At 31.9% G+C, this 26,613-nt stretch carries 19 protein-coding genes; 18 read left to right on the forward strand and 1 reads right to left on the reverse strand.

Annotated features, from left to right (window positions below; genetic code table 11):
- The first annotated feature begins 138 nt into the window (after positions 1-138).
- The 16 genes from BM153_RS08910 (at position 139) to BM153_RS08985 (ending at position 22,268) form a co-directional block, all read left to right on the forward strand.
- Positions 139-5,685 carry a phosphodiester glycosidase family protein gene (locus tag BM153_RS08910; protein ID WP_177205631.1) on the forward strand — a complete coding sequence of 1,849 codons (5,547 nt, stop codon included), beginning with the start codon at positions 139-141 and terminating at the stop codon, positions 5,683-5,685.
- 360 nt (positions 5,686-6,045) lie between these two features.
- Positions 6,046-6,828, forward strand: coding sequence for a CpsD/CapB family tyrosine-protein kinase (locus tag BM153_RS08915; protein ID WP_092872876.1), 783 nt, complete (start codon positions 6,046-6,048; stop codon positions 6,826-6,828).
- Positions 6,825-7,739 (forward strand): COG1361 family protein, encoded by a 915-nt coding sequence (locus BM153_RS08920; protein WP_092872878.1) that lies wholly within the window; start codon positions 6,825-6,827, stop codon positions 7,737-7,739. Before BM153_RS08915 ends, BM153_RS08920 begins: the two co-directional genes overlap by 4 nt.
- Positions 7,740-7,755: 16 nt before the next feature.
- Positions 7,756-8,472 (forward strand): YveK family protein, encoded by a 717-nt coding sequence (locus tag BM153_RS08925; protein WP_092872880.1) that lies wholly within the window; start codon positions 7,756-7,758, stop codon positions 8,470-8,472.
- A gap of 5 nt (positions 8,473-8,477) precedes the next feature.
- The gene (pssD, locus tag BM153_RS08930) at positions 8,478-8,951 is read left to right on the forward strand and encodes a PssD/Cps14F family polysaccharide biosynthesis glycosyltransferase (protein WP_092872942.1); all 474 of its coding nucleotides are present in this window, start codon (positions 8,478-8,480) and stop codon (positions 8,949-8,951) included.
- A 14-nt stretch (positions 8,952-8,965) separates the two neighbouring features.
- Positions 8,966-9,448 (forward strand): PssE/Cps14G family polysaccharide biosynthesis glycosyltransferase, encoded by a 483-nt coding sequence (gene pssE / locus BM153_RS08935; RefSeq protein WP_092872882.1) that lies wholly within the window; start codon positions 8,966-8,968, stop codon positions 9,446-9,448.
- A gap of 15 nt (positions 9,449-9,463) precedes the next feature.
- Positions 9,464-10,252 carry a hypothetical protein gene (locus BM153_RS08940; protein ID WP_092872884.1) on the forward strand — a complete coding sequence of 263 codons (789 nt, stop codon included), beginning with the start codon at positions 9,464-9,466 and terminating at the stop codon, positions 10,250-10,252.
- A 2-nt stretch (positions 10,253-10,254) separates the two neighbouring features.
- Positions 10,255-10,872, forward strand: a complete 618-nt coding sequence (locus tag BM153_RS08945; protein WP_092872886.1) for a VanZ family protein — start codon at positions 10,255-10,257, stop codon at positions 10,870-10,872.
- Between the two features lie 71 nt (positions 10,873-10,943).
- Positions 10,944-12,320, forward strand: a complete 1,377-nt coding sequence (locus BM153_RS08950) for a hypothetical protein (RefSeq protein ID WP_092872888.1) — start codon at positions 10,944-10,946, stop codon at positions 12,318-12,320.
- A 51-nt stretch (positions 12,321-12,371) separates the two neighbouring features.
- Positions 12,372-13,991 (forward strand): hypothetical protein, encoded by a 1,620-nt coding sequence (locus BM153_RS08955; protein WP_092872890.1) that lies wholly within the window; start codon positions 12,372-12,374, stop codon positions 13,989-13,991.
- A gap of 20 nt (positions 13,992-14,011) precedes the next feature.
- Positions 14,012-15,199 carry a nucleotidyltransferase domain-containing protein gene (locus BM153_RS08960; protein WP_092872892.1) on the forward strand — a complete coding sequence of 396 codons (1,188 nt, stop codon included), beginning with the start codon at positions 14,012-14,014 and terminating at the stop codon, positions 15,197-15,199.
- Positions 15,200-15,221: 22 nt separating this feature from the next.
- Positions 15,222-16,532, forward strand: a complete 1,311-nt coding sequence (locus BM153_RS08965) for a BUD32 family EKC/KEOPS complex subunit (protein ID WP_092872894.1) — start codon at positions 15,222-15,224, stop codon at positions 16,530-16,532.
- 16 nt (positions 16,533-16,548) lie between these two features.
- Positions 16,549-17,550 (forward strand): glycosyltransferase, encoded by a 1,002-nt coding sequence (locus tag BM153_RS08970; protein ID WP_092872896.1) that lies wholly within the window; start codon positions 16,549-16,551, stop codon positions 17,548-17,550.
- Entirely contained in the window at positions 17,547-18,476 is a 930-nt protein-coding gene (locus tag BM153_RS08975; RefSeq protein ID WP_092872899.1) for a glycosyltransferase family 2 protein, read from the forward strand. Before BM153_RS08970 ends, BM153_RS08975 begins: the two co-directional genes overlap by 4 nt.
- Positions 18,477-18,807: 331 nt before the next feature.
- A complete protein-coding gene (locus BM153_RS08980; protein ID WP_092872902.1) occupies positions 18,808-20,643 on the forward strand; it encodes an amidohydrolase in 1,836 nt (611 codons plus the stop codon).
- Between the two features lie 170 nt (positions 20,644-20,813).
- Complete coding sequence (locus BM153_RS08985; protein ID WP_092872905.1) at positions 20,814-22,268, forward strand: hypothetical protein; 1,455 nt, start codon at positions 20,814-20,816, stop codon at positions 22,266-22,268.
- A 43-nt stretch (positions 22,269-22,311) separates the two neighbouring features.
- Here the strand turns inward: BM153_RS08985 and BM153_RS08990 are convergent, their stop codons facing one another.
- Positions 22,312-23,742 (reverse strand): oligosaccharide flippase family protein, encoded by a 1,431-nt coding sequence (locus BM153_RS08990; protein WP_092872907.1) that lies wholly within the window; start codon positions 23,740-23,742, stop codon positions 22,312-22,314.
- A 289-nt stretch (positions 23,743-24,031) separates the two neighbouring features.
- On the opposite strand from BM153_RS08990, the gene BM153_RS08995 reads away from it, so the two are divergent.
- Complete coding sequence (locus tag BM153_RS08995; RefSeq protein WP_177205632.1) at positions 24,032-25,924, forward strand: CotH kinase family protein; 1,893 nt, start codon at positions 24,032-24,034, stop codon at positions 25,922-25,924.
- The gene (locus BM153_RS09000; RefSeq protein ID WP_242949105.1) at positions 25,917-26,603 is read left to right on the forward strand and encodes a polyphosphate polymerase domain-containing protein; all 687 of its coding nucleotides are present in this window, start codon (positions 25,917-25,919) and stop codon (positions 26,601-26,603) included. The genes BM153_RS08995 and BM153_RS09000 overlap by 8 nt, the downstream gene beginning before the upstream one ends.
- The last annotated feature ends 10 nt before the right edge of the window (positions 26,604-26,613 follow it).

The following is a 26,613-nucleotide window of genomic DNA, read 5'->3' on the forward strand; positions in this document are numbered from 1 at the left end:
CCCCTTCTGACAGGTGGCACAAAGTGCCACTGCGTTCATGAGGAAGTAGCGAAGCGGATTTAAGAATGTCCGCTTTACAATGAGTATAAAATTGCAAAATACTCCGAATCGGGGAAAAAGAAGGAAAGGATGAAAGGTATGAAAAAAAAGAAATTTTTTTCCGGAAAAGTTTTGGCAGTAATGGGATTATCCCTTGTCGTAACAATGCTTTCTACTTTATCGGTACTAGCTGATAAAGATGTTAGTAAAGATGAAAATTCATCAGAACTTCCGGGAACATTTGTGTCAGAAACTCACGATGTTTTTTCAAGAAAGACATCGACCCTTGCACCTGGTATATCCCAGGATATTGTATTTGCTTACAATAAAGAAGGGTCACAGATGGCTTATTATGTAATGACAGCTGATATAACAAAGGAGGATGTCAGTGTTTATGCAAACTACAAGGATAATCAGTGTCAGGAGTTTGGGATGGAGAAACTGACTGCACAGCTGTCAACGGCACAAAAGAAGCATTCTAATCCTGAGGATAAGGAAAACTATATTGAAAATTACAATGTAATCGGTGGGGTAAATGCTGATTTTTATAACATGACAACAGGAAAACCTTCCGGTGCGTTTGTTATGGAAGGAAAAGTGGTTAATAATGCAAATAACAGGCCTTGGTTTGCTGTTTTGGATGATGGCAGTGCAGCAATAGGATATAACAATAAGGACTGGGCAAATGTGGCAAATCACGTAAAAGAAGCCGTAGGCGGTTCAGTTGTACTTGTATGGGATGGAAAAGATGTAACAGCTAATGCTTCCGGAAACTACAATACTGACAGACATAGCCGTACCTGTGTAGGTATCACAAAAGAAGGAAAAGTAGTATTAATGGTATTAGATGGTCGTCAGGAGCCTTTTTCTGCCGGTGGCTCTATGCATGAACTTGCCCAGATAATGCTTGAGGCAGGTTGCGTATCTGCAATAAATCTTGATGGTGGCGGTTCAACCACCTTTGCTGCAAAACAGGAAGGAGAAAATAATATTTCAATTGTGAACAGACCTTCCGACGGTTCTGAACGTTCTATCAGTTCTTCTCTCATGGTGGTTTCTACTGCTGTGCCAACTGATAAATTTGATCATGCAATTTTAAGTGCTCAATCAGATTATGTTACTCCTTTATCAAAAGTGAATATTCAGGCAAAAGGCGTAAGCCAGGTAGGAACAAAGGCCAATCTTCCTGAAGATTATAGTTTTGTATTAGAGGATGAAAGTTTTGGCAGCATCAGTGATAATACTTTTGTCTCAAATGGAAAAACCGGAGATGCGGTAGTTGAAATGATTTATCAGGGAAAAGTAGTGGGGAAAACGAGTATTCATGTGGTGATTCCTGATTCTATAGCTTTTTCTCAGAGTCAGACAACAGTTCCTTATGGAAAAAATGCAGAATTAGTAATAAATGCCCTTTATGGATTGAATCAGGTAACTGTAAAAGAAAGTGATTTTGATTTTGTATTAGAAAATGAAAATGCCGGAAAAATGAATGGATTTTTATTTGAAGCTACAGATGATGAAAGTATAGGTTCTACAAAAGTTACAGCAACTTTGGTTCATAATAAAGAGCTTAAAAGTGAAATAGAAGTAAGCCTTGGAAAAGGTTCGGAAGTTATTTTTGATTTTGAAAATGAAGAAGATATATTGAAATTTGGCTCAGGTTACAATAACTCTTATAACTATGTTGTTCCTGATAACAGTATTTCAAGGGCAAATTCCCAAAACGGAAAAGTACATAGTGGAAATGGAGCTTTGGCATTAAATATTGACTATTCCACCAGTTTGGAGTCCGGTTATCAATTAGCTTGCTTAAGCTATAAAGGAGATGAACTTTTATTAAAAAATGCCACATCATTCGGTGCATGGTTTTATATTCCGGATGAGTTTGATGCCGGATGGATTCGTTTTGTATTATATCCTGTAAAAGAAATCGACCAGGAAGGAAATACAACAATATCAGGCAGTACTGTTACAGGTCAGATATTAGATGGAGACAGTGTATCTACTACAGGATTTGTAAGTAAGTTTGAAGAGTCAGGATGGCATTATATTTCCTGCGATTTATCAAACTATAAGGGTCTTTCTTTAAAGAGTAACGCTTACTTTTTACAGTTTTATATTTCAGACAGGGATGGTTCAAGCTTTGATTATTATTTTAAAGAACATAAATCTCTTAATTCAAAATTTACATTTTATATTGATGACATAACTGTGGATTATTCATCAGCAGTAGCTGACAGGGAAGCTCCTGTATTTTCAAACTTTACCTATGCTACAAAGAATATGAGTGATGCGGTAGAATTAAAGGGACAGACGGTAGATAGTGATGTTTTAAGCTTTAATGTAAATTTAAAAGACAATACCAAAAAAACTAATTATACAGGAGTGGATAAAGACAGCATTAAAGCCTATGTGGATGGAGTTGAAAAAGACTTTACCTACAAAAATGGAATTGTAGCATTAGAAGATGTTAAACTTTCAGACGGACTTCATAAAATTAAGTTTTCTGCCAAGGATATGGCTGGAAATTATAATTCCATAATAAGGACAGTAAATATTAAGGCAGATTCTTTGGAAAATACCATTAAAGTAGTGGCTCATGATAAGTCTTTAAACAGAATATTACTTGGATCTACATATTATGTGGATCTTGTGGCAACAGATATTTCAAAGGTTGAAGAGGTAGAAGTTGACTTAGATCTTAACAATATGAGTGTATGGCAGCTTGATAATATGACAGTTGCAGATGGCTTTGAGGCTTCTTATAAAATTTTGGAAGATAATATTGCCAAAATAACAATTAAAAAAGTTTATAAAACAGAGCTAACGGGAGAAACAATATTAGCTTTTCTACCAATAAAAACCTGGGAATTAAAAATGAATTATATATATGCCTCAGGAAACAAAATGGGAAGCCAGGCTTTAACTTATGCCCAGTTTAAACAAATGAAAGAATTTTGGCCTATAGATATCAGCGTTGAGGTAGATAGGGGACTTGTAACCTTTACAGACGGACAAAAATCAACCTTCTCAGGTGAAACTGTTCAGGTAGATACAGAAATGTGGGCTAATTATGCAAACATGAATGCAAAAGAACCACAATACTTAAAAGAATGGAATGGTGGACATATTCATCAGGCTGAAGCTTTGGAGGATAAAGAAGCCAGTTTAACAGAAAGCGGATACAGGGGAAGAACCTATTGTCCGGTTTGCAATTCAATAGTAGACTGGGGAACAACCATTCCAAAATTAATAGCTGATGGTTGGCATGGGGATTCATATTATGTAAATAATGAAAAATTAACAGGAATAAAAGCCATAGATGGAATATATTACGATTTTGGAGAAGACGGAATTTGTAAAGATAAAACAAAATATACCGGATTATTCTATGATGAGGAAGTGGGAGCTTACAGATACTTACAAGTCGGAAAATTAGCAAGTGGCTGGAAGATGATTGACAATGAATGGTATTACTTTATGCCAAGAAAATATATTGCTGCAAGTGGAAAATATTCCTATAGGGGCATATCTTACTGTTTTGAAGAAACAGGTAAACTTATATCAGGTGTATGGGTAGAATTTGAAGGAAGTTATAAATATTATTACGGACCGGATTATTATAAACGTGAATGGGCAAATATAGATGGAAAGAAATACTATTTTGACAGAGCAGGATATCCATATAAAGGAGTTCACTATGTAAAAGAGTCCTTTGATTTATATTATCAATGGTATGATTTTGGAGAAGATGGTGCAATTGTAAGGAAAATTGAAGATACTGGTTTTTATAAGGTAGATGGAACACTTTATTTTGTAAAAGATGGAATATCAGAATATTTTGGCTTATTTGTATATGAAGGAAATTATTATTATGCAAAGTCTGATTATTCATTAGTAACAGGAAAATATGAAATAAATAAGTCAAATGGTTTGTTACCTGATGGAGAATATGTCTTTGATGAAAACGGAGTTTTGACTACCGGAGGATGGGTTACAAATTCAAAAGGTACTCAATACTGGGAAAATGGAAACTATTCAAAAGGCTGGAAAGAAATAGAAGGAAACACCTATTACTTTGATTCAAAAGGCTATATGGCAGTCGGTGTAAAGGTAGTTGATGGAATAAGTTATATATTTGGAGATGACGGAGTATATACAAATTCTAAATTTACCGGTTTTATTGAATTAAGTGGAAAAACCTACTATTACGACGATGGTGTTAAAGTTACAGGCTGGAAAGAAATTAATGGCTCATATTATTACTTCCATAACAATGCCAAGGCTTCAAACAACGGTTATATGTATACAGGAAGTGTTACCATAAGTAAAGTAAATTATATCTTTGCCAGTGATGGAAAACTTACGGAGCCTGGAATCTATACTGATAAAAAAGGAACAAGACGTTACCTTGCAGGAGAATACTTAAAAGGCTTACAAAAGATAGGGGATGATACCTACTACTTTGATGAGACAAACGGATATATGTATAAAGGCTCATTAAAACTTGGAGATAAGGTTTATATCTTTAATGAAGATGGAAAACTTGTTGAAACGCAAGAAAGTGAAAAATTAAACGGTCTTGTAACAATAGATGGAAAAACCTATTTCTATGAAAATAATGAAGCTGTAACAGGTTGGAAAGAAATAGAAGGATATTATTACTATTTCGATAAGAATACAAAGGCAGCACTCACAGGAGAAAACCAGATTGTAGACAAACATAAATACAACTTTGATGCAAAGGGAGTTCTTCTTTCAGGAGAAAAATTCTACAAAGGAGCAAGAGGTTACCAATACTTCTTTGCCGGACATTATGTAACCGGAGAGCAGGTAATTGACGGAAACACCTATTACTTTGATTCCAGAGGCTATATGCAAACCGGAGTAGTTAAAGATGGCGACCTGTATTACTACTTTGGACAGACTGAGACAGTTGATTATGGAATCCGTTTGGAACAGCCTTACACGGGATTTGCAATATTTAGCGGAAAGAAATATTACATTAAAGATGGAATAAAACAAACAGGATGGCAGGTAATAAATGGAAATATCTATTACTTACACAAAAATGAAGCAGCAGCAAGCAATGGCTATATTTATACCGGAACCAAAAAAATTAGTGGCGTAACCTATATCTTTAATACTGATGATATAAATAGTGAAAACTATGGAAAACTTGAAGAATTAGGAAGCCTTACAAAGAAAAACATAACCAGTTATTACTGGTATGGAAACCTTGTAAATGGCATCAGAGTAATTGATACAAACGTATATTACTTTGATGAAAAAGGACAGATGGTAAAATCAGCTGAGGTTAATCTTAACGGAGAAAAATTAATCTTTGGTGAAGATGGAAAAATGACTGATGCTAATGGCACTGTTATAACTTTAGGTGATAGCTTTAGTGTAGTTGCAGGACAAAGCTACTATCTTGCAGAAGGAAAATCCCAATACGGTTGGTTGGAAGTTGATGGCGAAAAGTATTATTTTGAGCCAATGACCACAGCTATGGTTAAAGGATTCTATGAAATCTCAGGTAAAACCTATTACTTTGATCAGGATGGTAAAATGCTTTATGGATGCACAGTAGAAATTGAAGGAATTCAGTATAGTTTTGCAGATGATGGGGTTTTACAAAATTAAAAAAACTAAATAAAAATAGCATTAAAGGGGTGGAAAGCTTTTAGGGTTTTCCACCTTCTTTTTTGTAGAATAAACAAATATAAAATAAACATTTTTGTTAGAAAGCTGTTATTATCGTTACAATGTATTAGAATAGTAAAATGCATGTTTTTATTAATAATGAATAAAAAATTAAGAAAAAAACCAAAAAATAAATAAGTTTATAAGTTATAATGTATCAAAGGAATAATACTTTTAAATAATTATAAGAAAAATACAATATTTCATATGGTATTTACTGGATGTCATTAACTTGCTTACACAGTTAATGGTATGATAAAATTTTTATATTAAGGTAGATAGAAAGGAAGGTTTAAAAAAATGGGTCAAAAAAATAAAATAAAATTGTATGCAAATGAAAGCCCATTGATTAATGATGCAATAGATCGCATTGTCGTAGAAATACATAATAAAAAAAGTGATGATATGACTTCACAGTCTGTTTTACTTACAGGGTGCAGTCCCCAGTGTGGTACCACTTCCACATGCATCAGCTTAGGGATTGCTTTTGCTACATCCCAGTGGAAAACCCTTATTATTGACTGCGACATCAGAAAAGCAAATAAATTCAAAAAACTTAATCAAAAAGCAGAGGTGGGATTAGAGGATTATCTTGTGGGAAAAAAGAATAATGATGAGGATATGACTGTTTCAGATATTGTATATGAAACGAATGTTGAAAATCTGTCTTATATTCCCTGCGGGAAATATGCTGAAAATTCCACAAGGATGTTTTGCTCACCAAAAATGTCTGATGTATTTAAGTATGCTAAGGAAAACTTTGATTATATAATATTTGACTGTCCTTCCATAACAGTTGTTCCGGATTCTCAAATATTATTTAAAAAGGTTGATGGAATCGTCTTATTGTCGGCTCTAAGAGGAGTTACCAAAAAGCAGATTAAAGAGGCAAAGCTTAAGATAAAACCATACCAGGATAAATATTATGGAATGATAGTAAATAAAGTTGAACTGCCATTATACAAAAAATACATTAAGAATTTTGATTATTACTTTCTTAATAAATACGGAGAACAGAAACTGGATAATAATGCAAATAAAAAATACAACAGACTTGCCCAAGAAGGAGGACGGGACATATGATAAAAAATATATACAAAGCCTTAAGCCTTGTTCTTGTGCTTATGTTAGCATTTTTATGCATTCCGAATATGGCTATGGCAGAAGAAGTATCAGCTAACAGATCAGATGTACTTGTTACTTCATATTCATTGTCAAACGACAAAATTATTCCTGGAAAGAGATTTACCCTTACCTTTACCATTAGAAACTACAGTGTAAATGTTCCGGCAGAGGGAGTTAAAATATTAGTGGTTAATCCTGATGGTGTTGCACCTGTATATGGAACAATAAGTGAAGCTTATGTGGGAAATATTGCCCCTAATCAAAGTGTTGATGTTGCCTTTAATTATGATTCCTGGTCTAGTATAAACACAGATACTATTAATTTTCAGGTAATGCTTACCACATCTACAGCCCAAGATCAGTTTATTTTAACAGCTCCTGTGGGAACTGATGCACCTTTTAGCGTAAATACAGTTACTATTCCTGAAGAAGCAGGAACGGATACACCTGCTAATATTCAGACTTCTTTTAGCATTGTAGGATCAGACAGTGTAAGTAATATTGAAATTTCCGTTGAAGGGGAAGGTATAGAAACTATTTCAAATAATATTGGTTTATTAGCCGCAGGAAAATCAAAAAATCTGACAATTCCCGTAGAATTTACAAAGGCAGGCTCTTATGAGGTGACAGTTTATATTTCCTATACTGATACCGAAGGTGCAACTCAAAAGGTTGCTTTACAAACTGGAACCATAAAAGTTACCCAGGGTGCTGTTACTCCCGGAAAAACTCATACATCCACAATGAACGAAACAGAGAGTGACTCTGAAAAGGGAGTTAGCAGGATGTTAGTTGTAGGGCTTAGCGGAATTGCAATAGTTTTGGTTATTGGAGTAATAGTATTACTGTTTTATAAAAAAAAGAAATAAATGAAAGGAGCCCATAATGGATATAAAAGAACTTGAAGAAGTCGATTATGACATATTGGAAAATATCAAAGTAAGCTTTCGTGAACTATGGAAGAAAAAATGGATAATAATTTTAACTACAATACTTGGGGGATTGTGTGCATTAGTTTATATAGGAATAGTTGGAAGATCCACTTATTATACAGCCAGAGCATCGGTTTTTAGTGCTGCCTATGGTTCTTATGAAGAATCGGCAACGGGAGTTTCTGCCATGAATGCCTATGCAGATATTATTGGAAGCTCTATTGTCTGTGAAAGAGCTGCGGAATCTCTTAGCGAATATGGCATCACATCAGATAAATTAAAAGAAATGGTTAGTGCCGGGCAGATTTATGTAGCTGGTGCGTCTACCAGTTCAAGAGAATATGGTTATAAATTGCAGATTTATGCTTCTTCAAGATCATCGGAAAGAGCTATTCCTATTGCAAATGCCATGGCAAATGCTTTTACGGCAGAATTAAATGCTTTCCTTGGACAAAACATTATACAGGTTATGGATGAGGCTTCGTCCTATTCTGTTTCTGAAAAGATAAATGTAAAGATGTATATAGCTATTTTTTCAGCAGTTGGACTTGTTTTATCCAGTGGCATTATTTTTGTATGCACCTTCTTTTCACCATGGGTAAGAAGCGTGGAACAGTGTGAGATGAAAGAAGAAAATATTTTGGGGATAATACCGTTTTCAAAGGAATGACAAAAATGGCAAATAATAAACAATTGAAGATATGTTTTGCAGCATCATCAGGGGGACATTTTGAGCAATTGATGATGCTTAAGCCCTTAATGGAAAAATATGACAGCTTTATTTTTACGGAAAAAACCCCCTATACCGTGAAAAATAAAGATATAAAAACCTATTATGTACCTCAGATTAATCGTAAAGAGTTGTTTTTTCCCATAAAAATCATACATAATTTTTTCCTTGCTTTAAGCATAGTAATGAGAGAAAAACCTGATGTTATGATAACTACAGGAGTTTTGGCAGTTGTTCCTTTAGCTTTTATACTAAAAATATTCGGTGGAAAGCTTATTTATTTAGAATCATTTGCAAAAGTAAATTCAGCCACAATAAGCGGAAAAACACTTTATAAAATTGCAGACCGTTTTTATGTTCAATGGGAAGAAATGAAAGAAATATTTCCAAATGCCATTTATAAAGGCGGCATTTACTAAAACAGGAGAAGAAAATGATTTTTGTTACATTAGGATCTCAAAAATTTCAATTCAATAGATTATTAAAAGCACTGGATGATTTAGTGGACAGAGGCATCATTAATGAAGAAATATATGCTCAGAAAGGTGCCAGTGACTATGTTCCGAAAAATTACAAGTCAGTTGATTTTTTAGATAGAGACCGGTTTGAAGAAATGACTTTAAAATCTGATATTGTTATTACCCACGGCGGAACAGGAGCCATAATTGGGGCTGTAAAAAAAGGAAAAAAGGTAATTGCAGTTCCAAGACTTGAAAGGTATGGTGAACATGTGGATGATCACCAGCTTCAGCTTCTAAGACAGTTTGATGACCTGGGTATAATATGTGCCTGCTATGACACGGGAAAGCTTAAAGAATGCTATGAGGAGGTCTTAAGCAGACAGTACCGCCCTTATGTGTCTAATACAAATACAATAATTGATTCAATAGAGGAGTATCTTGATACTTTAAAATAATCAGGAGTATACATTATGTTTGTTAAAAAAGTAAAAAAATATTATGAGTATATAATGACAAAATTTAATGTATTACTGGAGCAAAAGAGTTTTCGCCATGACACAGTGGTCAGAAAGTATATATATAAGGATTATCCTAAATCTGATGTGCTGGTGGTTGTATTTAGTTCCTGCACAAGGCCGGGCTTAAAAGCCAGATATAATTATGTCAGAACCTTAAACCCTATGCCGGTAAAACGCCTTTTTATTCTTGATGATACAGGAAGTGATAACAGGGGCAGTTATTACATGGGGTACAATTGGAATTTTAAGGAAGAAGCTGCCACAATAGAACTGATTAAATCTTTTATAGAAAAGACAAAAGCAAAAAAGGTTATTTTTTGTGGATCGAGTAAGGGAGGATATTCAGCTCTTAATTTAGGAATGGCTTTTGAAAATTCCAGAATGATTGTAGGTTCTCCCCAATATTATCTTGCAACATATTTGGAAACATCCAGTAATATACCTACACTTACTCAGATTATGGGAGAAAAAACCCCGGAAAAGTTTGAAAAACTGGATTTTTATTTGAGAGATAAGTTAAAAAACAATCAATACATAAAAAGCCAGAAGATTTATTATCATTATTCGAACAAAGAGCATACCTATTTTGAACATGTAAAAGATATGATAAGGGACATGAAAAAATTTGGATATGATATAAAAGAAGATGTGGCAGATTATACTAATCATTCCGAAATCAGTTACTATTTTCCGGATTTTTTGAAAAAATCTATATATGACATAATAAGAAATCAGGATTAAAAATGTTGGAATTAATAAGTAAAATATTTAGTCAAAAAAATATGAACAGGGCCTTTTCCCAATTTGGAAATATGTCCATAAAATGGTTTTTTATAATCACTTTTATTGGCTTATTGATCATGGCTTTTGTTATTTTAATACGGATAAAAGTCCTTAATAAATCTGTAGAACCGATAAATATATTAGCAGGAGCATGTCAGATTATATATTTGGCAATAATGTTACAATTGACCTGGTTTTGCCGTGAAAGCGGTTCAAGAATAGGTATAAAATTACAGCCCTTTAAGGATTTAATGGGACAAGAGTCGGATTTTCACTGGCTTATGATAGCTTATGCAATATTAAATGTTGCATTGTTTGTACCTTATGGTGTTGCTATTTCATTATATTCCTGGATTTTGGAAGAAAAGGTATACATGAAAATAATATGGACGATTCTGATTGGTTTTTTAACTAGCCTTATTATAGAAGTGGTTCAACTTATAACTGAAACCGGATATTTTGAAATAGAAGACATTATTTGTAATGTATTTGGAGGAGTAATAGGCGTTTGTTTATTTATTCCTTTTAATGAAATCATAAAAAAAGCTGCTTTAAAAAAGAATAAAAATAGCGAATGAAGATTGATAATATAAACTTTGCATAAAAAATATAGAGAATCTTTGTTTATTTAAAAGATAATGGTATTGATATGGAAGCAATAAGAGAAATAATAGATGAATTAAAATTTAAACATAAAACATTTATATCAATGAATACTGATTTATGTGAATTAAAACATATGAAATTATTCTTTGTTTTAATGTCTTTGCTTATAATTGGGGATTATGTTATGCCTCAATATTTTGGAATTCATATAAAATATGATTTGACAACCACAAGATTTATGAATCTTTTAATATTAGCTTATTTTATGGTAAATGGTAAAGTGTTAACCAGCTTTATCAGAATGATATGTTATATGAAAGTTACATATGTCTTGATTCCCTTTGTAATTGTAATTATTTATACAACTGTTTTAAGAACAAGCATAAATACTTTTTTTCTATCAGGTCTTGAAATTCTCACATTATATATGCTTATCTACGGAATACGTTATGTAGTCGGGGTTAGAAGGACAATTAAGTGGTCAGTGGGAATAGCATATTTTTTTGCAATTTATGGTATGGTAGAATACATAGCCGGACAATCATTATTTTTAAAATTTCTTGCAACTGTACCAACAGATGTAAAAAACTGCTATAGATCCGGACACTATCGTATAATGGGACCTTGTGGACATCCCCTGGGGTATGGTTTATTGCTATTGATATTTATAGCCATTGCATGTATAGATTATGAAAAAGATGAGATTTTTTTATTTAAAAGACCGCTGTTAATAGTTTTATTGTTTGCTAATATAGTTCTTACGGGTTCCCGTTCAACATTGGGAATAGTGTTTATAGAATTTTTTGCTATTATTTTATTTAGTAACTCTATAAACAAAAAAAAGAGTTTATATGGGATTATTTGTGCTATATTCGTATTTATTGTTTTTGAATTGGTATTTTATAATACGTCTATAGGACGATATGTTATGATGCAATTAACAAGTGTTATTGACCATGTTTTTGAAACTAGCTATAGTGCAAATTTCGGTGCAGATTTAAATACTTTGGAAAACAGTGAAAACTATAGAAAATTTCTGCCTAGGATTTTCACCCTGGAATGGTTAAATCCGTTTGTGGGAAGAGGAGTACGAAGCTCTTTTGGTGTTGAATTTGATGGTGTATATATTCATTCCATAGACAATTATTATGTGGGCTTGTATATAAAATATGCATATCCCGGAATGATAGCATATATATTGTTTTTCCTGTTTGCTATCTATTCTATGTTAAAAAAAGCATTTAAATTTAAATCAGGAATATGTGCTTCCGCTGCTATCGGGAGTATTTCTTACTACTTTAGTTTATATTGGGTTGATACTTTACAGACTCTTAAATACGAATATTTGCTGATGGCAATATTTTTTGCATATGCTTTGGAGAAGGACAAACAATATGTGCTAAAAAATAACATGGGATAATTTAAAAATTACATTAAAAAACTCTAATTTTATGAAAAGGAGGAAAAGGCAATGAAAAAAAAGCTTCTTATCGCTTTGTTGGCGTTAACTTTATGTGTGGCTGTACCTGTTGGTGTAGCAAATTTTAATCAAAAAACAGATGAAAAAGCTGCAACTAATAGTATTTCAGCTAATGAAAATGAAACCGATAACTCCGAAAAAAACAATTTAGAAAGTGATTCAAAATCAAAGTTACAGGACAAGGAAGAAAATAAGGACGTTAATTCATCAAACGAGGAAGAAATTGACAAAAATTCAGAAGAAAATAAATCAGAAGATAATGAATCTTTGGCAAATCAGGATATTTCTGACGAAAATGTCGATGAAGAGACTTCTGGAAATGAAAATACTGACAAGACAGGCGAATCTGATAAGGGCGTTGTAGCAGGAATGTATAAGGAAGTGGAGAAAGAGTTCGTTGACTATAATACAGCAGATACAAGTAGCTCTAGATTAAAAGTTAATGAAACATTATCAGATCAATATATAGTACCGGATAAATATTCCACAGGTGTCAAGGGCACATTAACAGTGGTTAACAAAGGCACGGTTTGTAATGGTGTGCCGATTTATGTAAGTGGTAATATTGGTTTATTTAATCCTAAATATGTTGATATTCCGGATACGGTTACTATTTCAGGATATGATTTTGAAAGTTTTAAGGAGTTTACTGTTCTTAAATGTGCTTATGACAAAAATAAGACTGTTATTTTTGAAAATTGTAAATTTTCAAGATTTAGAACAGCTATAGTTCAAGATAAGGTGAAATTTATATTTAAAAATTGTACATTTCAAAATTTTTATGGTTCAAATGCTGAATTAAAAAACTGTTATTTAGGTGGAGTAATGAGAGATTGTACAAATCCGTTTCAAAATGTAACCTATGACTCATGTATGTTTGCAGACATCTGTAAGCCTTTAGAAAGCGGAGTACTTCATTCAGATGGGTGTCAGATTTATGCTAATAAAGATGCAGCTGCTATAAATATTCATTTTAAAAACTGTAGATTTGAAATGCCAAGGTTTAGATTTTCTAATACAGAATCTCAAAATACTGTAAATACCTGCATAGGTTTAATGCTGGAATATAACACCGGAGATGATATTACATGGGAAAGATGTGTAGTTAATGGTGGAGGATACAGTATTTATCTAAGCGGAAAACATGGATGCACTTTTACTAACGCATCTTTAAAAGATATAAGAGTAGGATGCTCCCATGAATACGGTATTTTATATAGGGATTCGACAGGTGGAGCTGAGTATGTAAATGTCAGAGATACGGATTCTTTATATGTGGGCTCTGTATGGAAAGACAAGGATGGAATTCATATGAGTGTTACTAATGATACAAATGAGGAAAGAAAACTTATGGTATATACAAATAAAGGTTGGAGGAAATATAATGTAGCTGCGTGTAAGACCTGCAATCAGCTTACTATAGATAAGTATAGCTATAAAGACATGCCTTTTGATATTGATATTACAATACCTGAAGATATAGATTTTCTGGTATGTTATGATACAACAAGTGATATAACAAAACAAATTAGATTTGTAAATATGGGGGACTCAGAAGTATTCGTTTATGATTATGAAAAATATTTATCAAAGGTTGTTTCTGAGGAATAAATTTGGTACAGGAGCAGAAAATGAAAACATGTAGAGAAGATGTAGCAAGATGCCTTGCAGAGATAATCAGGTATCAGGAAAACGGAAAGGTACCTGAATCTCTGCCAAGGGGATTAGATGCAGACCAATTATTAAAAATAGCTTACGAACATCAGATAATGGGGTATGTTGGTCAGGTTTTACTTGCCATGGAAGGAGTTTTGGAGGAGGAAAAACGGGAAGAGATACACAATGTATGCTTAAATCTGTGTTTTAAGGCAATGATTCAAAAAAAAGAAGCTGATGTCATACAGGACCTTTTAGAAAAAAATAAGATAAAAAATGTTTTGCTAAAGGGTTATTACATGCGTCAATATTATCCAAAGCCTGAGTTAAGGGAAATGAGTGATATAGATTTATGCGTTGAAGAAAAAGCTTTGGATGAAGTAATACCTTTGATGGAAAGTCTTGGATATACTTTTGTAAAAAGAATATCCAATCATGATATTTATAAAAAAGAGCCATGTATTACTGTAGAGGTACATAAAAATCTTTTTAAGGGAGAAATCGATAAAAATCAGCACGACTACTATAGTTCCATGGACAAAATGCAGTATGTTGAGGGAAAAAATTACTCATATAAACAGAATTTAGAGGATTTTTATATCTATATGACTTCCCACATGGCAGGACATTTTTACAAAAGAGGCTGTGGTATAAGAAATCTTATTGACTTTTATATATTTAATAAAAGATTTGAGAATCAGCTTGATAGGAAATACATAGATGCACAGCTTTTAAAGTGTGGTTTGTCAGATTTTGAATACCATATTTCAAATTTAAGCCAGATGTGGCTTGGGGACAGACCTTTTAAGGAATTTTATTATGATTTATTTGAATATATGCTAAATTGTGGTATTTATGGAAAAACGGAATATGGTATATGGAATGAATATGCTCATGTACAGGATAATAAAAAAAATAATTCACAATTTCACAGAAAACTTTGGTATTTACTTCCACCACTGCATTATATGAAAAAATACTATAGTTTTTTGAGAAAAATTCCTTTTTTGTTGCCTGTGGCATGGATAGTAAGAATAATTAGAGGGGCATTCTTTAGAAAGAGTGTGGTAAGAAGAGACTATTTAAAAAGAGTTTCTGAGAAAGACATTGATATGATACAAAATATTTACAGAAAAGTAAAATTAGATTTTGAGCCTAAATAATCGATGTTTTAGGGTGAAATACATGTTGAGTGAACAAATAGTAAAACAAATATTATCAAATTCTAATACAAGTATAATACTTGAAAATGAAAGTATTGATCCGGTAGACATATTTATATTTACCGATGATATAAAAGAGCTTAAAAAGAATTTCTGCACTTTAAAGGATTATAAAATATTTGAAAACAATGGAAAAAGAAAATTTATAAGTTTTATTTCTTTTTCAAAAGCTGGATTAATAAGCTGGAAAAAATATTTACTTATAGGAGCAGAAGAAAAAGCTTCGGGTGTATATAAATTGGATAGAAATAAAGAAAATATGTTATGGTTATACTATCTTTTTATATATGCTAATAGAGATACTATACTAACAAATAACATATTAAACTATCTGAAAGAACAACTACAGTGTGATTTTGACGGAGTTGTTAAATTTTTTAAAAAAAGTATTCATAAGAATCACTTAAAAATCCAATTATGTAGAAGCTACAAATATTTCGACATAATGAAAAGTGAAATGGCAATGGTTCACAGGTATATTGCTATTACAAAAAAATATGTTTCACGTTTCGTTTATAGAGTATATTATACATATGCATTTAAAAAAGCATTTTTATTTGGAAATTATTCCTTGGACTCTTATGTGAATATACTTAAGTCGAAAAATGTGCTATCACAAAAATGGGATATTATGTCATCACAACAAAATACTTCAACAGCCTGTTGTTATATAAAAACCTACGAAAAGGATGGTAATTATTTTTTAAAAGGAAATGAAATAGAAATATTTAATTCTATCAAAAATGAGATTGAAGTTCAAAAAACACTTAGTATGAGGGAAAAGGATAATTCATGGTTTTTAAAGATGACAGATTACAGTGAAGACTATGAGTGGATTAAATATCCTTATCTGGAAGGCATGACATTGAAGGATTATTCTGATAGTAGAGAATTAAAAAAGGAAGAGATAACTAAACTTGGAAAGTATTTAGTGTTTATGATTGATAAGCTTAATGCTAATAAAATTATACATAATGATTTAAGAAGCAAAAATATTATGGTTAAACTTGATGAAGATAACAATATAGCTGACTTCACTTTGATAGATTTTGGGAGTTCGTTATACGACGGAAAATCACCCTGGAATTTAAAGAAAAGAGGAGAAAGATATCTGGCACAAAGTGTAGCCGGGTCATCAAGATATAATGACTTAATAGTTGATGATGCGGCGGCAGCAGAAAAAATATATTATGATTGTGGAGGAGTTTGTGATGATGAATTTGCAAAGGAGCTCCATTCACGGATAGGACGGATTTATTATATAAGTAAATAATATTCAGGAGAAAGAAATGAAAAAAATAAAGGTAAGCGTGGTGGTTCCGGTATATAATACGGAGCCATATTTGAAAAGATGCCTTGATTCGTTAATTGGACAAACCTTGTCAGAGGTGGAAATAGTAGCAGTTAATGACGGCTCCACGGATGGTTCCGGAAAGATTTTAGATGATTATAAAGAAAAATATCCTGACAGAATTCAGGTGATTCATAAAGAAAACGGCGGTCAAGCCACAGCCAGAAATCTAGCATTTACTCTTTGTAAAGGAGAATATATAGGTTTTTTGGATTCTGATGATTATGTTAAAACAGACATGTTTGAAAAAATGTATAAAAAGGCTAAAAAGACCGGTTCGGATTATGTGGCCTGTGGATATACTGATTTTACTGTAGAAAATGGAAAAGAAGTAATTTTAGTTGATTATGTTGCTTCAAAGCCGGTGAAAAAAACAAAGGATATGTTTTTTGGGGCTTTGGCTTCTCCTTTTTTACATCTGTATAAAAGAGAACTGATAACAGATAATAATATAATATTTCCGGAAGGGGTTATTTACGAAGATACAGCCTTTTATCTTAATCTTATTCCCTACATAAAAAGTGTAAGTGTTATAAAAGAAGCTTTGGCCTTTAGATTAAGACACAGTAATTCCACTACGACCACCTTTAAGAAAGAAAAGGTGGCCAATATTTTTCCCGTTATGGAATATAGTATTAATTTTTATAAAAACAATAATTTTTATAAAGAATACGAAAAAGAGTTGGAATACTTTATTGTAAAGGTTCTTTTATGTAGCTCCATGCAAAGAGTATGTAAGGTAAAGAACTATAAAGACTCCTATGAACTGGCAAAGATGACCTTGGATTTTATTGATAAATATTTTAAAAATTATAGAAAAAGCAGGTACTTTAAAAAAGGATTTACCAATATTTATATGAAAAGCTTTTGTAGGGCTACTGCCTGGTTTTATGTGGTTTTACTTAGAATTTCTGCAAGGTTTGGGAGGAAATATTCATGAAAACATCTGTAGTAATGGCAACCTATAATGGTGAAAAATTTCTCTTGGAGCAGCTGGATTCTCTGAAAAATCAAACACTAAAGATAGATGAAGTAATAATTTGTGATGATGGTTCTAAAGATAATACCGTAGAAATAATAGAAAAATATATTAAAGATAATAATCTCTTAGACAGTTGGAAAATTATCGTAAATGAAAAAAATTTAGGCTATGGAAACAATTTTCATAAAGCAATGACCCTGGCTACGGGGGACTATATCTTTTTTAGCGACCAGGATGATATATGGCTTTCTCAAAAGATAGAAGAAATGGTTGATATAATGGAGAAAAATCCAAAGATTCAACTTTTATGTACTGACTATGAGCCCTTTGCCTGCGAAGAAGGAGCACCGGGTGTTCCTAATAATATCATGGAAAAAATGACAAATGATTCTTCTTTGGAATTTATAGAGCTAAACAAAAAAAATATATATATAGCAAGTCTTGGCTGTGATATGTGTATTAGAAAAAGTTTTAGGGATAAGGCAGAGCCTTTCTGGATTGAAGGCTGGGCTCATGATGATTATGTATGGAAGATGTCCCAGGTATTGGATGGTTGCTTTGTTTATCATAAGGCTCTTATTAAAAGAAGACTCCATTCAAGTAATGTATCAATGCATAAGATGCATAAAAAAGATATCAGGGTAAAATTTTTAAAAGAACTTGCAGATGCTAATGCATCCATGCTTAAATTTGCAAAGCATGAAAAAATTAATCCACAAAAAATAAAATTTATTGCCAGGACGGTAAAAGCCAATAGACTAAGAAAAGAGCTGGTAGAGAAAAGAAAATTATTAAATGCAATATCCCTTTTAGGATATTTAGATTGTTATCAATATAAAAAAGCATATTTAACAGAAATAGCTATTTCCTTGAACGCAGTGTAAGCAATCCCCCGCTTCAAAAGCGTAAGCTTTAAGCGGGGGTATAAGCTTACTAGTGTCAGAAGGGGTTAAAGCCCCTTCTGACAGGTGGCACAAAGTGCCACTGCGTTCATGAGGAAGTAGCGAAGCGGATTCCGAATGTCCGCTTTACATAATAGCTATTAATAAGAAATTAAGTCATGGTAGTTAAAAATTACCATGACTTTTTTGTGAAAAAATTACAAAATATTAGACTTTATTTACCAGACATATTATGTTTTTTACAAATTAAATCGATTTAATTATTGATGGCAACTATAGGTTTTATTTATAACAGATTTAGGAGGAATATGTAATGAAAAAGAAGAGAGTGCTGGCTGTTCTACTGGCAATTGGAATGGCATGTTCACTATGTGCTTGTACCGGTGGTGAAAAAGATTCTGATACAAAATCTGAAAATACTAAAAAAGAAACAAAACAGACATCAGAAAATACAGATGATAGTAAAAATGATGCCACCATTAACAGTGATAGTACAGTAATTTACACAAATGCAGGAAACATTCTTACTGAAGATGATGAAACCCAGGGTGCTACTGTCTTTGCTGTAAAGGATGGCAAGTTTGTATATGTGGGAAATGATGTAGAAGAGGTTGAAAAAGATGATAATACGGTAACAGTGGATTTAGAGGGTAAATATGTTACGCCAAATCTTATTGATGCCCATACCCATCCGGGGACAGTTGCCATGACAAAGTGGTGTACTGAAATCGACGGAGAAACAAAGGAAGAACTTTTAACCCAGATAGAAGAAGCGCTTTCCGAAAAAGATATAGAAGAAGAACCATACGTATTTTTCAAGTCATTTCCAAGTGATTTATTTGGAGAAGAAGGACCTAAAAAAGAATGGCTTGATGATATATGCAAGAAACTTGATAAGGATTTTGCAATAGCAGTATCTGACTTTAATGACCATAGTGTCTGGGTAAATTCAAAATGGCTTGAGATTTATACAATGGATGAAAATGCTACAACAGAAGGCTTTAATACAAATGCCGATGGCAGTTACACTGGCTATATATCAGAGCTACATTGGATGGATTATATGGATTCGTTTTATGAAAATTTAGGTTGGAAACCACCTATAGATGCTACTGAGGAACTTATGTCTATAGTAACGGATGATTTAAAACAATGGGGTATGACCGGAGTATTTGATGCATATATTGAAAGTGATGAGCAGGTGGAATCAGTCAGTCAGCTTGATAAAGATGGAAAGTTAAATATGTATTATGATCTTTCCGTAAAACTTCCACAATTTAAAGACCTTGAAGATGTGATTGCAAGGATTAAAAGGCTTAATGATAATTATTCAACAGATCATGTTAAAGTTGATACCATAAAGATATTTTATGATGGAACAAATGAAGCTGGAACTTCAGCTTTGGTAGACGGACTTGCTACAGATCCAAATAATCATGGTTATCTTTTGATGAATGAAGATGAAACCTATCAGGTTTTAAAAAGAGCCAATGAAGAAAAACTTGATGTACAATTTCATATGGTAGGAGATTTGGCTTTTCGCCAGGCATGTGATGCAACACAACGTCTTGAAAATGAAATTGGACAACTTGACAGTCAGGTAGAGTTTTGTCATTGTGAATATATTAATCCGGCAGACAGGGAGCGCCCTGCAAAACTTGGCATAATAATTAACTGGACACCTCAATGGTCAGGCGGATATTTTGGAGAGGCAGCAAGGACATATCTTGGTGATGAGCGTTATAACGATATGTATCAGTTTAATCCTACTATAGAAGCCGGAGGCATTGTGACCTTTGGTTCTGATATATATTCCTGGGATGAAGAACAAAGAGCTAATCCGTATTTTGGAATGCAGACAGCCATGACCCGTGTTGATATTGAATATCCTCTTGAGGACGAAAATGGCAATCCAAAGGCAAGGGAAAGTGAATCGGCTAAGCTTTCTTTGGAAAATCTTCTTAAAGGATATACCATAAATGCAGCTATCGCCCTTAGGGTAGATGATGTAACAGGTTCAATTACCAAAGGGAAATCAGCAAACTTTAATATATACGAAAAAGACTTATTTGATGTTGATGTAGAAGAATTAAAGGATGTGCTTCCTGAAAAGGTTTATTTTGAAGGAAATATAATAGCAGAAAATTAATAGTATACATGAGGTCAATTTACAAAAGGCTCCTGCCGGAAAAGGTGGGAGTCTTTTTAGGTAGATAAATATAACAATTCTGATGAGTTTGTAGATTTAATAAAATTGTATCTGTTATAATAAACAATACATGTAATTGATAAATTAATTTTTAAAAAGGATGTAATAATGTGAAAAAAAATAAAATTTTACTGTTTTTGCTTTTATTGTTTTTGAGTTTATTATTATTTAGACAATATAATATTACGCCAAGGTATGAAATTAAAGCTGAAGAGATGTCTTCTCTGGCAAATGTTAACTGGAATGATTTAGATTCCTGGCAAAAAGGCTCTTACTCCTATAAAACAGTTGAGTATGTAAATAATTCACACAGGGTTTGTTTAAAAGAGTTTAAAATGGTAGAAAATGGAGAAGTATATAAGATAAATCTTCCAGAAAATTATACTTTAACAGTCCGTGAAATGGATGCTGAAAAAATTTATGTAAATAGCAGGACCTTTTATAATGCCACAAGTTATTCTCCTAAGGAAAATGTTAAATATGTGGCAGTATTCGTTAATGAAGCAAGCAATGCCAAGGTATCCTTTGATACATATAAAGAGATGATAGAAGCAGGACAGATTTATCTGAAAGTAGAAAAAAATGAATCAGACGAGTCTCTTGTTGATGAGCTTTATGAAAGTGCAGATGATTTTGAAGTAGATGAAGATTTGGACGAGTTTGATAATAAGGAGATTGAAAACTATGAAAGCTATGAGCTGACAGAGCAGCCAAATAGTGGTCAGGATATAATCACATATGAAAAAGAAGGCATTGAATCAATGGATTCTATAGTAAAAGATACTACAATTATAGAAAATTGTGATCTTAAGGATATGTCTTTCTGGGGGTCGTATAAGTATGATTATAATACTGGAAAACTGGTAACAAATCATAACAGAATTTGTTTAACCGATTTTAAGACCTTTATAGAAGGTGAAAAATTTAGGGTTGTAGTACCTGAGGACATGATTTTAGTAGTAAGGGAAATGAACGAAGACCTAGAAAGGATTGTAAACAAAAGTCTTCATAACGGAGGAGAATATGTACCCTCGGCAAATGCAGTCTATATAGGTATTATGGTTTATAAAGCGGATAACAGTCATTGTAATTATGATACCTATAAAAACTATATAGAAAATGGACAGATACAATTCAATCCGTCAAAAACCATAGAAAATATGTCGATTATATCTGACGGAACAGTAGTTATAGATACAAATGATAAGGGAATCCTTAATAATGTGAATTTTTCTAATTTAAATAATTGGAAAAAAGGAGCGTATTGTCCTTGTGGTGATAACTATTCCACTTCAATAGCTGCCTTAAGTTTAAAAGAAAGTAAGAAAATAGCAAAAGGAACCTCTTATACTTTACATCTTCCTGATAAATACAAGATGGTAATAACCGAATTTGATGAAAATAATAATTTTTTAGGAAGGGTAAATGTACTTAATGAAGGAGTATATAAACCCGGTGCTTTTGTATATAAAGTTGGAATAAGTATTGAAAGCTTTGATGGTTCAAATGTTAAAAATAAGGTTTACAAGGCTTTGGTAAGTTCGGGAGATTTGAGTTTTAAATAAATAAAAGCGTAGGGATGTAATAATCTCTTCGCTTTTATCTTTTTTATTTTATGAAAAATTTTGCTTTAACTTTTGTAAGTAATAAAAAGTGTTTTTCACTCCAGTATAATGACAGACATCCCACAATTAAGGCCATTATCCATCTAACAATTAAAAGGTCTTTTATAAGAATGGTTCCAAGACCTATGGCTACAGTTACAAGGGAAACTCCATATAGTCCCTTAAAAGAAAACAGTGATGAACCATGAATCCTTTTGGCGAGGAAAAAATGGAAGGAAAAATACAAAAAGTAGGTTACTAAGGTAGTATATGCAGCTGCAATATATCCAAATCTGCTTATAAAAATATAATTTAAAACAATATTTAAAACAGCAGCTGAAACAGTTCCTATGGCAATGAATTTTGTTTTTTCATAAAAGTATTCAATTTGGGAAGGAAGAGTATACATAAAAGCAAAATAACCTCCTAAAATTACAGGAATAACACAATCTGCCGAATCCCAATAGGCTTTATCTCCCAGAATTCTTATAATCTCCGGAGAAACTAATATTATCAATATGGTAAAAAGTGCCATACCAAGAGCATAAACATTACTTTGCTTTTTAATAGTAGCATAATCTTTTGCGTTCATTTTTTCATATATCCAGGGTTTCCAAACATTTTGTAAGGAATTGGCAGTAACATTAAACAACGAGTAAATAACATAGGAAAAACTGTAAATACCTGCAGCATCTGAATTGACCATTTTTTTAATCATAATTCTGTCAAAAGAAGAAAGAATTATCTGGGAAATACCATGGGGTATAATTGGCAAACTATATATCGTGCCATATTTCCAGTAATCAAAATTTATAACAGGTTTTCCAAGTTTAAAAAAGAAAAGTATTATATAACAACCAATCAATATTATTGGAAGCGCCATGCCGATTATTCTTGCAAATAAAACATCACTTTTTAAAACAGTAAGCATAAGTATAATAGAAAGACCCATATTTGATATGGCATTTATGGAGGTAAGTTTTAGGTAGTTTTGGAAACTATAACTTAAGCTTGCATATATATTATAAAATTGAAAGAGAGAGCTTCCCATACAATGAATAATCAAAATATTAAGAACCAGTCGGTTAAAATCAAAGGCATCTTTATAAAAAGGAAAGAAAATATTTCCTATAAACAACCATCCTAAGGTACTTAAAATAATAAGCAAAACTAAGGAAGAGATATATTCATTAAATTTTTCCCCATATTTATATTTTGCATTGTTTAAACTGGAATGAAGAGCCAGTCCCACTATTATATAAAAAATAGCTTCGTAAGAAGTATAATTGCTAAAATCACCAAAATCCGAGGTGGTCATCAATCTTGAAAAAATCGGAGCAGATAAAAAGGTGATTCCCTTTAATAAATAATTCCCAATTATGTAACCGGCACCGGCTTTAATAACTTTGTTACCAGATGAATTTTTATTATCCATGCTTAATTCCTTCCTAAAATAAATTTTTTATCTGGATTCGATTTATACAAATAAACATTTTAACATATTTTTTTATAAATAATAAAGTATCTAAAAATATTGTTAGAGAATAAAGATTAAAAATATAAAATAATACTAACATTTGTGTTATAAATATAGTTTAAAAATGAATTATTATGATAAAATATGATAGTGTGAAAGGGGATATTATTATCTTAACAAGTCAAAAAGATGTAAATATATTCTTTTGATGTTTTTGTACAAGAAAGTGGTGGAAAGAAGTATTATTATGAAAAAAGATTTCAGTATAATAAAAAATAAATTTATTTTCTTAATCTTAAGTCTTATATTAATAGTTTTATTTGTGTCAGGACTTCTTTTTGATGAAAATACCTTATCAGGTCAGATTTCTTTTAACATCAAATTAAATAATAGTTCAGAAGAAACCTTTTTGTGGGATGATGGTCAGGGGAGTTTATATGTTTTTTTACCTTCTTACGCTTCTATGAAAAATCTTAAGATAAAGCATGCAGAAAGTGATTTTTACATTGAGGGTGAAAGTGCTTTTGATGGAATGGATTGCAGCAGTTTTGAGTTAAATAAGTTTTATAAGGTTGAAAAAAAGGGGCTTTTAAAAAGTAAGTCCTATAAATTAATATTTATGAAGTCAGAAAATGTATCCTCTATGCATGTCACCACTGTTTCCGGGGGAATGAAAAGTATTAAATTTAGCAGAGATAATTCAGAACTTTCCAATATAAGAATTTATAATGAAAAGGGAATTCTCGATTATCAGGGAGGATATAGTGATAAAATAAAGGGACGCGGAAATACAACCTGGAGTCTGGATAAAAAACCCTTTACCATAAAATTGGAAAAAGAAGCTAATCTTTTGGGAATGGGTCAGGGGTTTGACTGGGTTCTTTTGGCAAATGGATATGATGAATCAAATATTCGAAATAAACTGGTTTATGATTTTGCATCTAAATTTCTTAAAACATGGTCTCCAGAAAGCAGATATATTGACCTTTACATTAATGGAGAATATATGGGACTGTATCTCTTGACAGAAAAAATAGGTGTTTCTAAAGAAAGATTTAAAGCCGGTGAAAATGGTGCTCTAATCCAGCTGACACAAGATTATAAAATAAAGGATAAGGATACAGTTATTAACTATAAAAACAGAAATTTTATATTAGAATATCCTTATGAAATTAATGAAAAACAGCTTAATGAATTAACAAATGCAATAAAAAGTGTTGATGATGCACTAAAAAACGATGATTCTAAAAGTTTGGACAAGTTAATTGACATTGATTCAATGGCTAAGAAATTTTTAATAGATGAAGTTTTTTTAAATAAAGATGAGGATGAAGTCAGTTCCTATTATTACTATGACGCTGAATATAATAAACTTTTTGCAGGTCCAATATGGGATTATGATTTATGTTTAGGAAATGATGCCGGTATGTATACTGATGAGTCAAAAGATTATAAACAGATTTTGTCCTTAAATAAAGTTTGGTATAAATATTTATATGAAAATGAATATTTTAAAGACTATGTAATTGACTTATATAAAAAAGAGTTTAGGAGCTTGTATAATAGATATATTGAAGAAAGAACAGATATTTTACTTGATGAGATTAACACTTCAGCTAAAATGAATGCTATAAGGTGGAATCAGCTTAAGGAAAAAATATATGATAATGGAATTATTTTAAAAACTCATGACAGTATAATGATTTTAAAAGATTTTATAAAAAACAGGATTAATTTTTTAGATGATTTATGGCTTAATGATAAATATTGCCTTGTAACTGTAATGAAAGATAAAGATATAGTTTTTGATTATGTCTATGTTAAAAAGGGTGAAACAATAAAAGAACTTCCTGATGCACAAGAGTTTAAAGCAGCAGATATTATTTACTGGTATTTACCGGATGGAAGTAAATATGATGATTCAGTAAAAATAGAAGATGATATGGTAATATATCCTAAATTATCCTTTAGTGGTGGAAATGCATTAAATAAGTTAGTAGGTAAGGTTATGGAAAACCAGATGTTTATCTTGCCACTTTTGTTTTGTGGTATTTGGGGTATATTGGGGCTAATTCTTTTATTCAATGATATAAAAATAAACGGTAACTTTACAAGAAAGAAAGATGGGGGAAATGGATAAGAAGTATAGGCATGAAATAAAATATCTTATATCAAAAGGGCAACTTGAGATTTTAAAGACGAGGCTAGACGGTCTTATAAAAAAAGATCCTCATGTGGGTAAAGATGGCAAATACAATATTTGTAGTTTATATTTTGATGATTATTATAACAGTTGTTATTATGAAAATGAAAATGGAACTGATCCAAGGGAAAAATATAGGATTCGCATTTATAACCATTCTACAAAAAAGATAACCTTGGAATGTAAAAGAAAAATGCGAGGGAAAAATATAAAAAATTCCTGTCCTTTAACATTAAATGAAGCAAAAATTTTAAGTCAGGGGAAATATATTGAAAATTATTTTAGTAGCTATCCGTTGATGAACAAATTTCAAATAGACATGAAAACAAGACTTTTTCGTCCTGTGGTAATTGTTGATTATGACAGATACCCTTATGTTTATAAAGATGGAAATGTACGAATTACGCTGGATACAAATATAGCCGCTTCTTCGTTATATGAAAAATTTTTGGAAGGGGGATTTGCAAAAAGACCGGTAATGCCGAAGGGATTACAGCTTTTAGAAGTTAAATATGACGAATATTTGCCGGATTTTATTTACAGAAGTCTACAACTGGAAAATCTGAGACAGACTGCGTATTCCAAATATTATATTTGCAGAAGGTTTAATTTATAATTTTAGTTTG

This window comes from Acetitomaculum ruminis DSM 5522, from assembly GCF_900112085.1.
Taxonomy (GTDB): domain Bacteria; phylum Bacillota; class Clostridia; order Lachnospirales; family Lachnospiraceae; genus Acetitomaculum; species Acetitomaculum ruminis.